We start from the raw sequence: 9,302 nt of genomic DNA on the forward strand, positions 1-9,302 counted from the left end.
TCCGCAGCCCGGTTGGCGGCGTCCCGGTTGGCGGCGGCCTGTTCGGCGGCACCCGCTGCGGCGTTGCGCCGTTCCTGGGCCGCGGCCTCCGCCTGGGCCTGGTCGCGCTTGCGGGTGGTGGCCTCGCTGATCAGCCGATCCATCATGGAAGCGAACTTGTCGCTTCGCGGGGCCGCGCTTTGGCTTGAGGAGGTCTGGCCCTTGACCAAGCTCTCGAACGCGGAGGGCGCGATGTTCGTCTGGATGGCCATGAAGGGATTCCCCGAAGCGGACAGATGCACCTCATCCAGAAGCAACTAACGGGCCAGTTTCAGGCCGGCTCCGGTGCGTCCGCCCGTCATCGCGCGCCCGGCAGTTCCGTCCGCTGGGCGGCAAATTCCGCCGGGCGGCTGGCGCTTCTTGCCGGACCCGCAAACGCCGAAGGGCCGCCCGGTCGGACGGCCCTTCCTGTGGAACGCGGTGACGCGGGCGGCGTCAGAGCCGGGTGTTCAGGGTGGCGGAGGTGGACGGTCCATGGCTCGGCGTGACGTAGGTCGCGCGGGGCGGAACCGGGGCGGTGCCGTAGGCGGGGGTGGTGGTCTGCCGGGCACGGTTGATGGCGCCGACCACCGTGTCCACCAGGATCTTCTGCGCCGCGCTGTTCCGCCGAAGCGCGTCGGCGTTCGCGGCGGACGCCTCGTACAGGCCGCGCGTCGCCTCGCGCAGTTGGGCCTTGGCCTCGTCGGGCAAGGCGGCCATGCCCTCGCGGTCCACGCGCAGCAGGCGCGACACCTCTTCGTAGACCAGCATCATCGGCTGCTTCTCGCGCCCCAGCCGGGCCAGTTCGGCGCTGGTGCAATGACGCATCACCGCCTCGGTCTCGCGCGCCAGATGCGCGCTCAGCCGGTTCATCAGCTCGACCAGGGCGGCAGCGCGCTCCTCCGCGTTCTTGGGCAGGTTGGCGGCGGGAGCCTTGGACGGCTGCGGGAAACGGACGTCGACCTTATCCATGGTTGCCCTCCTGTGCGCGCAGAAGCTCGCGGTAAACCTGATCGGCGATGCCGAACCCGCCGCTGCGGGACACCTGCTTGCCGTATTCGTTGGTCAGCATGGAGCGGAACATCTCCTCGGCATGGCCGCCGCCGAAGTTTTGGTCCACCTCGATTCCGTCGAACATGTGGCCCAGCATCTGGGAGACGAAAACGCTCTCGAACTCGTTCGCGGACTGGCGGATCTTGGCGCGGATCGCCGGGTCCACCTTGCTCTCCGCGCTTTTGGGATCGACCAGATCGGTGCGCACCGCCGTTCGGAAGCTCCCCTGGGCGCCGGACGGTGCACCGTTCTGGGTGCGCTCGGCCGCCGCGGGCAGGCGTGGGAGCGGAAGGCCGGGAAGGGAAAGCGTCGTATCCATCAGATCACCTCGATCTCCGCCTGCAGGGCTCCGGCGGCCTTGATCGACTGAAGGATGGCGATCATGTCCCGGGGACCCACGCCAAGCGCATTCAAGGATTGTACCAACTCCTGGAGCGTCACCCCCGAATTCATTACGGCGAGGCGGTTGTTGGACTGGTCGTCCACCTGGATGTCGGTGCGCGGCACCACGGCGGTCTGGCCCTGGCTGAAGGGGCCGGGCTGGCTGACCTGCGGCGTCTCGGTGACGCGGATGGTCAGGTTGCCCTGGGCGATGGCGACGGTGGAGATGCGGACGTTCTCGCCCATCACGATCACGCCGGACTTCTCGTCCACCACCACGCGGGCGACCTGATCGGGGGTGACGCGAAGCTGCTCGATCTCGGTGATCAGGCCGACGATGTCGCCGCGCCGGGCCTCCGGCACGCTCAGCAGGACCGAGGACGGATCGGTGGCCTGCGCGCGGTTGCCGCGGAGCTGGATGTTGATGGCGGTCGCCACCCGCTGGGCCGTGGTGAAGTCCGGGTTGCGCAGCGACAGGCGGAGCACCGGCAGTTCGGCCAGCGAGAACTGGATCTCGCGCTCGACGATGGCGCCCGAGGAGATGCGGCCCGAAGTGGGGACGCCGCGGGTCACGCTGGCTCCCTGGCCCTGGGCGGAGAAGCCGGACACCGCGATCGGCCCCTGGGCCACGGCATAGACCTCGCCGTCGGCGCCCAGCAGCGGGGTGACCAGCAGCGTGCCGCCGAGCAGGCTCTTCGAATCGCCCATCGCCGAGACGGTGGCGTCGATGCGCGTGCCCTGGGCGGAGTAGGGCGGCAGGGTCGCCGTCACCATCACCGCCGCCACGTTCTTGGTGCGCAGGTTGGTGCCGCGGGTGTTGACGCCCATGCGCTCCAGCATGCCGACCAGGCTCTGCTCGGTGAAGGGCGAGTTGTTGAGGCTGTCGCCCGTGCCGTTCAGGCCGACCACCAGGCCGTAGCCGATCAGCATGTTGTCGCGCACGCCCTCGACGTCCACCACGTCCTTGATCCGCGCCGAGGAGGCCGAGGCCGGCCCCGACAGCGCCAGCAGCGCCGCGGCGAGCGCGGCCAGCATCGCGACCGCGCGCAGCAGGACGGCGGCGCGGGGCGCAGGGCGCAGGGCGGCACGGGGCAGGGCGGTGGCGGTCATGGCGGGGACACTCCTCAACGGCTGTCCCTTCCTATACAAACGGCGTGCCAGAGCGGCGGGTGGCAGGCAAAGCGCAGGATTGCCAAGGGGAAGCGGCGGGGGCGGATGAAAAGGCCGGAAATTGGCACCGCGCCCGACCGCTTTATGTCACGGAAGCGGGGCAATTTTTGCCCGATTGCGGCAAACCTTGACCGGATGTTAAGGTGCTTCCATCTAGAGTATGGCGCTTTTCCGAAACCGGTTGCACGGAACATGAAAGTCGAAGGCCCCGGAAAACTTCGCGGCAGCAGCTCGGTCCGGCGCACGGGGAAGGCCGAAGGCTCGTCCGGTGCGTCCTTTTCCAAGCAGCTCGTCGGCGAGACCAACACCGCGCAGGGTGTCCATGCCGCGGCACCGCTGGCCGGCATCGCGAGCGTGCTGGCGTTGCAGGAGGTGGACGACGCCACGGCCCGCGCGTCGCGCGGAAAGATGCGCGCCGAGGAGATGCTCGACAAGCTGGAGGAGATCCAGCACGGGCTTCTGGCCGGCACGCTTCCGGCGCAGAAGCTGATGGACCTCGTGAAGGTGGTGCAGTCGCGCCGCGTCCATGTGGACGATCCGCGGCTGGCCGACATTCTTGACCAGATCGATCTGCGCGCCCAGGTCGAGCTTGCAAAGCTCACCCCCTGAGCGCCGTTTCCGGCCATAGGACCGGCTTTTCGGCATCGGCCGTACGGCCATCGCTGAACCTTTCACAAAGCTTTGCTTCTCCAAGGGCTTGTTCGCGCTTCGATAGGCGAAGCGCAGGGTTGCGGTTGCCGATGCGCCTACCTATACTCCGCGCCGCCCGGATCACCCTTTTGCGTTGGATGCTCTCGGATGTCGTCTCCGCTTCTGCCTAAGAACTACGCCCCGTCGGAAGACGAGGAGTTCATGAATCCCGTGATGCGGGAATATTTCCGCCAGAAGCTGCTGCGCTGGCGCGCGGAGCTGCTGGCTGAATCCAGCGAGACCCTGAGCAGCCTTCAGGAAGGCGGCATCCAGGAACCGGACATCGCCGACCGCGCGTCGGCGGAGACCGACCGGGCGCTGGAACTTCGCACCCGCGACCGCGAGCGCAAGCTGATCTCCAAGATCGACGCGGCGCTGGAGCGGTTGCAGGATGGGTCCTACGGCTATTGCGAGGAAACGGGGGAGCCCATCTCCGTCCGCCGCCTCGACGCCCGTCCCATCGCGACGCTGAGCCTGGAAGCCCAGGAGCGGCACGAGCGCATGGAGCGCACCCAGCGCGACGACTGACGCGGCGGCGATCCTCGCTGTCTCTGGCCTCGCTGTCCCGGGCAAGCCCCCACCGATCCCGGCGGGGGCTTTCGTCCGTCAGAAGTTGCCGTCGCGGCGGTGGATCACCGCCAGACCGGCCATGCGCTCCGTCCCGACCAGTTCGCTGAGGCTGTCGTACAGCTCCACGCGGTCCATCGCCGACTCGAGGGCGCGGCACTCCGCCACCGCGATGTGCGGGCTGTCGATCCGGCCGGTTTCCATGAATCCGCGCAGGACATCGAGCGTGAGACGGTCCTCCGGGCGCTCGACGTCCGGGGGCTGCCAGTTCAGGTCCTCAATGACGTAAACCCCGCCGGGGCGCAGCCGTCCGAACAGGGCAGCCAGCGTCATCTGCTGATGGCGCGAGGCGTGCGAGCCGTCATCGATGATGATGTCGAAGGGGCCGTCCTCCTCGGCCAGACGCCGCAGGCCGTCGGCGTCGCCCTGGTCGACGCGCCGGGTCGTCACCCGCCCGCCGTCGAAGGCCGAAAAGTCCTCAATGTCCGCGCCGACGAGGACGGCGTTCGGGAAATAGCGCTCCCACATGCGCAGGCTCGGCACGTCGTCCTGCTTCCAGCCTTCGACCCGGCCGCGGCACAGGCCGATCTCCAGGATGCGCAGAGCCTCGAACCGCCGCGGGGCGAACAGCGCGTCGTAGACCCGTGTGTAGTGATGCCCCAGGCGATCGGTGCCCAGGCGGGGGCCCTTGTCGGAATGAAAGCGCATGGCGAGGGCCGACAGGGAGGCGTCCGGACCGTGCAGAGCGGCCAGCCGGCCCAGCACCGACTCCGCGTCGGCGTCCTCCACCGGCGGGCCGCCGGGACCCCACATGCCGTTCCACAAATGCACACCGGCGACCCTCTCGTCCGACAGCAGGTCCAGCGCCCATCCGCCAGGTTCGGCCAGCCGGGAATGCTCCGTCCAGTCGACGGCGTTGAAGACCGTCGGGGGCAGCACGCGATCCAGCAACTCCCGGCCCGGCCCGGTCAGCAGGTGACGGCTGAGCAGCAGCGGGCCGACCGCGCCGAAGCGGCGATCGCTGCCGCTCGTCAGGATGCGCATCGACTCCTCGAACAGCTGGCGCATGTGGACCGAGCCCCGCGGGGCGCGGATGGCGTCGCCGACCAGGGCGTGGCCGATGTCCAGGCCGTGCCATTGCGAGCAGAACAGGTGGCCGGGGCCGAAGCTCAGCGGCTTCAGCAGAACGACGTCGGTGTCCAGCCACCAGCCGCCGAAGGCGTGCAGGGCGGCGTAGCGGAAGATGTCGCTGAAATACCGGATCTCGGCGCTGCGGACGCACAGGTCGTAGACATGGTGCGGCACCACCGTTCCGGCATCCTCCACCCGCACGCCGTCGGGCACCCGGCCGAGCAGGGCGGAGTCGCCATAGCTGTACAGATGCACCGGGTGTCCCTGCGCCACCATGGAGCGCAGCGCCAGCCGTGCCCCGGCGTTCAGCGGCGCGCCCGACCAGAAGGTGGTGATGCGGTCACGGGTCTCGGTGTCGTGGTGGCGGACGCGCAGATGCGGGTTGAAAGTCCGCGCCGCGGCGTTCCGGCGCTCGGGACGGGAGGCTTCGGCCAGGAAGGGCATGGCCTCGGCGGTCGCCCGGATCAACGCGTCCAGATCGTCGCCGCCGGCCGGCGCGGAGCCGTTCGCCAAGCGGCGCATCCGGTGGTGCAGAAGGCCGGCGGCGAACGGGTCGCCGCGCCGGCTCCGCAGGATCGACAGGGTGGCCAGCACACCCGCTGCCGCCGGGTCGAGCGCGAGGGCGCGCCGGCCGTCGGCTTCGGCCGACTCCGCGCCACCGGCGTCCATCCGGCAGACCGCCCGGGCGTTCCAGCCCGAGGAGTCGGCGGGAGCGCGCTCCAGATGGGCTGTGTAGAGCGCGTCGGCCTCCGCGAAACGGCCTTGGCGCAGGCGGGTTGCGGCGAGGTTGCACAGCGGCTCAGGCCGCTGCGGCTCGAGGGCCCGCGCCCAGCCCAGCCGCCGGGCCGCCGCATCGGGATCGTCCCCGCTGTCCGGCGCGCGGGCCAGAATACCGAAGAAGGCCGGCGCCAGCGCCAGGGCGCGGCGGCGCGCGGCTTCGGCTCCGTGGACGTTTCCGGACCGCGCGCGGGCATCCGCCAGATGGTACCAGGATTCAAGAGCGGTGGAGTCGGCCCGGACCGCGCCTTCCAGGATGGCCGTCGCCTCCGCCGCTTCGCCGCCGGCCAGCAGCAACCGGCCGAGATGGATGGCGGCGCGGGCGTTGCCGCCGTCGGGCCCGTCGCCGGATGTCAGAGCGGTCCGGTAGGCTTCCAGCGCCTCTGCGCGGCGCCCGAGCCGCTCCAGCAGGATTCCGGCGTTGAGCGCGGCGTCGGTCGGCGCGGGGGCCAGCCGTGCTGCCTCGCGGTAATCGGCGATCGCACCCTCCAGGTCGCCGGCTTCCTGTCGGGCCATGGCGCGGTGCCGGTGCAGATCGGCTCCCGGCGCGCGGGCCAGCGCCTCGCCGAACAGGGCTGAGGCTTCGGCGAAGAGCCCGGCCTGCGCGTGAAGGATGCCCAGCAGATGCCAGGCGGTTGCCTGATCCGGGTCGGCATCAAGGATGCGCCGGCACAGAATCTCCGCCTCCGCCGGACGTCCGGCCTGGTGGTGGTCGAGGGCGATGGTCAGGGCTTCTTGAATGGTTGCCATGACGCCAGTGGTCTTCAACCGCATGGCCTTGTCAACAGGAGAGTGCCGGGGACGGAGGGGAGCCCGGAGTCGGCGCGTTCCGGCCATGGAATGAGAAATGGGCGGCCTGCTCCTCTGTCGGAGCTTGGTTCGCTCGGGCCGGCCGCGAGCCCGCTGCAATGAGCCGTCAACCTACCGGTCCCGGCCGGCTCCGGCCAGCCGGGGAAATGGGCTGCCACTCCCTGTCGCACCCCCTATCGAACGAAGGACGCCGTCCGATGGCCGCCCCGCCCTTTGGCGTGGTGCTTTCGCGCGTCTCGCCGCGCCCCTGGGTCGGCCGTCCACAACCCCATGGTGCAGGTTGCCAGAACGGGCTGTTGTCGGTGAAATGGACATCCTGAAACGGATTGAGACATTGCAGGCCCTGGTCCGTGAGACGCAGACGAGAAGGCAGCGTCTGCTGGACCGATCCGACGAGCGCCTGCGCTCCGCCGAGAAGGCGTTGGAAGGGTCTCACCGCCTGCTGAAAGGGAAGCCTCATGACCCAGACGCATCATCCGGTGAATCGCCCTGAGACGCACGGCAGTGAATTGGAGGAGTTGCGTCGGAGCAGCGAGGCCGGGCGCAACAGGGCCGAGGAGGCCCGCGCCGGGGCGGAACGCAAGCGCGAGGTGGCCGAAGAGGAACGGGCGACGAGCTTCCAGCGCCAGATCGAGGCGGAGAGTGCGCGGCTCATTTCGGAAGAGGGGCGGATCACCGGGGAGGCGCAGCGGCGGGACGCCGAGGAAATGCGTATTCTGGACGAGGAGGCTCGCCGGTCCGCCGAGATTGCCAGGCTTGCGGCGGAGGATGCACGGCGCGTCGAGGAGCAGGCGCGGAATCTTCATGAGGCGACCCGGCATTACGCCGAGGAGGCCCGGCTTTATGCCGAACATGCGCGTGCCGACGCGGAGCGCATGCGGGCGGCGAACGAGGAGCAGCGCCAGATTCTTGAGGAGATGCGGGACACCGTCCGGCGTTACGAGGCGCTTCTGACTCGGAACGGGTGACGGGGCGCCGAGGGACGGCATGAAAGGCACGGCAGATCCAGCCGGGCGGCAGAAACTTCCCGGCCACGCGTGAAAAACGGAAGGCCTCCTGGCAATCGGCCGGAAGGGGGTCTGCGATCCCTTCCGGTGTGATGGCCTGTGCTGGTCAGCCTCGCTTTCTCGAACGCCCTCAGGTCAGAAGGGCATGATGATGTCGAAGAGCTGCTGGCCGTAGCGGGGCTGCTGCACGTCGGTGATCTGGCCGCGTCCGCCATAGGAGATGCGGGCCTCGGCGACCTTCTCATAGCTGATGGTGTTCTGCGCGGTGATGTCCTCCGGCCGGATCACGCCGGTGATGATGAGATCGCGCACCTCGTAGTTCACACGGACCTCCTGCCGTCCCTGGATGACCATGTTGCCGTTGGGCAGGGACTGGGTGACCAGGGCGGCCACCTTCAGGGTGATCTGCTCCTTGCGGTTGATGGCGCCCTTGCCGTCGTTGGAGGTCGAGCTGCTGAGGTCCACCAGGCTGCCGGCGTTCACCCCGTCGGGCAGCGCGCGCTGGAGCGCCTTGCCTTCGAAGCCGAAGATGCTCGGCATGCCGGCCTTCTCGGAGTTGCCGCGGGTGCGGGTGGTCTGGTTGTTCATCTGGGCCTGATCGTTGATCTGGATATCAACGGTCAGCAGGTCGCCGACCTTGGCCGCGCGCTGGTCCTTGAAGAAGGCCTTGGCGCCGGTCCGCCACAGGGAGTTCGGGTTGCGCTCGGTCGGCAGCGGGGTGGGCATCGGCAGGCTGACCGGCTGGTAGCCGGGCTGGGCCTGCGGGTCCTTGATCTTGGTGAGTTCAGGGGCGGAGCCGATGTCCCCCACGCGCGACATGGCGTTGCAGGCGGGAAGGACGGCGGCGACGGCGGCGAGCAGAGCGAAGCGGAACGCCATGCGGGCGGTGTTCGTGGGGGCAGGCATGGGAGCTTTCTCCTTACTTCGCAGTGAGGCCGGGCTTTGCCACGGCGACGATGCTGGGGCCGGCGACGGTCGCCTCGAGGATGCGGTTCGACTGGGTGTTGATGACGCGGATCACGTCGCCCCGGCCGCCGTCCTGCAGGGCCTTGCCCTGGGCCGACAGGGTCAGGTTCTCGGTGGCCAGCGTGATGGTGACGAGCGAGCCCTTGTCCACGACCCGCGGCGACTGCAGGTCGCGCAGCCGCACGGGCTGGTTCACGGGGACGCCCCGCCGCGGCGTCAGGCCGATGAGCTGGGCGTCGGTGGCGGCGATGTCGCTGCCGGCGAGGTCGGCGCGCACGTCCTGCCAATCCACGTCGCCGGGGCCGATCACGTCGCCGGGCGCGATGCGCCGCGACAGCACCGGCACCTGGACCACGCCATAGGCGCGGCCCGACACCGGAAGGCGCACGACCGGGCGGGTGTCGGCGACGATCATCTCCGCGGCGAAGCGGCCCTGCACCGGGTTGTAGTAGAGGTTCTCCACCGTCAGGCTGCCCGCGCCCGCTGGGGCGCGCAGTTCCACAGCGCGGTTGTCCATGTCCATCTGCAGGCGGCCCGTGGTGATCTGGCGGGACAGCGCGTCGGACAGCACCGCCTCGACATGGGCCGGGCTGTAGACCACCGCCTGCACCGCCGTCGCCGAGGTGTCGTCCATCGACTGGGCGAGAGCCGTCCGGGCGAAGGCCGTCGGGCCGCCGGCGAGTGCGGCGGCCCGACGGCCTTCGCCCGGACGGCTCTCGCCCAGTCGATGGA

10 protein-coding genes are annotated in these 9,302 nt (G+C 69.7%); 3 read left to right on the forward strand and 7 right to left on the reverse strand.

Features of this window, described 5'->3' with window-relative positions:
- The 4 genes from GBZ26_RS22995 to GBZ26_RS23010 form a co-directional block, all read right to left on the reverse strand.
- Positions 1-251, reverse strand: a 251-nt coding sequence (locus GBZ26_RS22995; protein ID WP_211104911.1) for a hypothetical protein, incomplete at its 3' end; no start/stop codon positions are given.
- Between the two features lie 223 nt (positions 252-474).
- Entirely contained in the window at positions 475-990 is a 516-nt protein-coding gene (locus tag GBZ26_RS23000) for a hypothetical protein (RefSeq protein ID WP_035675012.1), read from the reverse strand.
- Positions 983-1,390, reverse strand: a complete 408-nt coding sequence (locus GBZ26_RS23005; RefSeq protein WP_174440845.1) for a rod-binding protein — start codon at positions 1,388-1,390, stop codon at positions 983-985. Before GBZ26_RS23005 ends, GBZ26_RS23000 begins: the two co-directional genes overlap by 8 nt.
- Entirely contained in the window at positions 1,390-2,562 is a 1,173-nt protein-coding gene (locus GBZ26_RS23010; RefSeq protein ID WP_211104912.1) for a flagellar basal body P-ring protein FlgI, read from the reverse strand. Before GBZ26_RS23010 ends, GBZ26_RS23005 begins: the two co-directional genes overlap by 1 nt.
- 252 nt (positions 2,563-2,814) lie before the next feature.
- Here GBZ26_RS23010 and GBZ26_RS23015 point away from each other — a divergent pair, with 252 nt between their 5' ends.
- Entirely contained in the window at positions 2,815-3,231 is a 417-nt protein-coding gene (locus GBZ26_RS23015) for a flagellar assembly protein FliX (protein ID WP_014240995.1), read from the forward strand.
- 189 nt (positions 3,232-3,420) lie between these two features.
- A complete protein-coding gene (dksA, locus tag GBZ26_RS23020; protein ID WP_174440846.1) occupies positions 3,421-3,840 on the forward strand; it encodes an RNA polymerase-binding protein DksA in 420 nt (139 codons plus the stop codon).
- A gap of 78 nt (positions 3,841-3,918) precedes the next feature.
- Here the strand turns inward: dksA and GBZ26_RS23025 are convergent, their stop codons facing one another.
- Complete coding sequence (locus GBZ26_RS23025) at positions 3,919-6,537, reverse strand: tetratricopeptide repeat protein (protein ID WP_174440847.1); 2,619 nt, start codon at positions 6,535-6,537, stop codon at positions 3,919-3,921.
- 518 nt (positions 6,538-7,055) lie between these two features.
- Between GBZ26_RS23025 and GBZ26_RS23030 the strand changes: the two genes are divergently transcribed.
- Complete coding sequence (locus GBZ26_RS23030) at positions 7,056-7,565, forward strand: hypothetical protein (protein WP_174440848.1); 510 nt, start codon at positions 7,056-7,058, stop codon at positions 7,563-7,565.
- Between the two features lie 174 nt (positions 7,566-7,739).
- On the opposite strand, the gene flgH is transcribed toward GBZ26_RS23030, so the two are convergent.
- Both flgH and flgA read right to left on the reverse strand, forming a co-directional pair.
- Positions 7,740-8,510: a flagellar basal body L-ring protein FlgH gene (gene flgH / locus GBZ26_RS23035; protein WP_174440849.1), complete on the reverse strand. Its 771-nt coding sequence runs from the start codon at positions 8,508-8,510 to the stop codon at positions 7,740-7,742.
- 13 nt (positions 8,511-8,523) lie between these two features.
- Complete coding sequence (gene flgA, locus GBZ26_RS23040; protein WP_174440851.1) at positions 8,524-9,294, reverse strand: flagellar basal body P-ring formation chaperone FlgA; 771 nt, start codon at positions 9,292-9,294, stop codon at positions 8,524-8,526.
- Between the last annotated feature and the right edge of the window lie 8 nt (positions 9,295-9,302).

Source organism: Azospirillum formosense (assembly GCF_013340925.1).
In the GTDB taxonomy this organism is placed as follows: domain Bacteria; phylum Pseudomonadota; class Alphaproteobacteria; order Azospirillales; family Azospirillaceae; genus Azospirillum; species Azospirillum formosense.

Coding starts and splice junctions, on each gene's coding strand:
- GBZ26_RS23010 (WP_211104912.1), bottom strand. CDS start 2,562: ATGACCGCCACCGCCCTGCCCCGTGCCGCCCTGCGCCCTGCGCCCCGC.
- flgH (WP_174440849.1), bottom strand. CDS start 8,510: ATGCCTGCCCCCACGAACACCGCCCGCATGGCGTTCCGCTTCGCTCTG.
- GBZ26_RS23025 (WP_174440847.1), bottom strand. CDS start 6,537: ATGGCAACCATTCAAGAAGCCCTGACCATCGCCCTCGACCACCACCAG.
- dksA (WP_174440846.1), top strand. CDS start 3,421: ATGTCGTCTCCGCTTCTGCCTAAGAACTACGCCCCGTCGGAAGACGAG.
- GBZ26_RS23030 (WP_174440848.1), top strand. CDS start 7,056: ATGACCCAGACGCATCATCCGGTGAATCGCCCTGAGACGCACGGCAGT.
- GBZ26_RS23005 (WP_174440845.1), bottom strand. CDS start 1,390: ATGGATACGACGCTTTCCCTTCCCGGCCTTCCGCTCCCACGCCTGCCC.
- GBZ26_RS23000 (WP_035675012.1), bottom strand. CDS start 990: ATGGATAAGGTCGACGTCCGTTTCCCGCAGCCGTCCAAGGCTCCCGCC.
- GBZ26_RS23015 (WP_014240995.1), top strand. CDS start 2,815: ATGAAAGTCGAAGGCCCCGGAAAACTTCGCGGCAGCAGCTCGGTCCGG.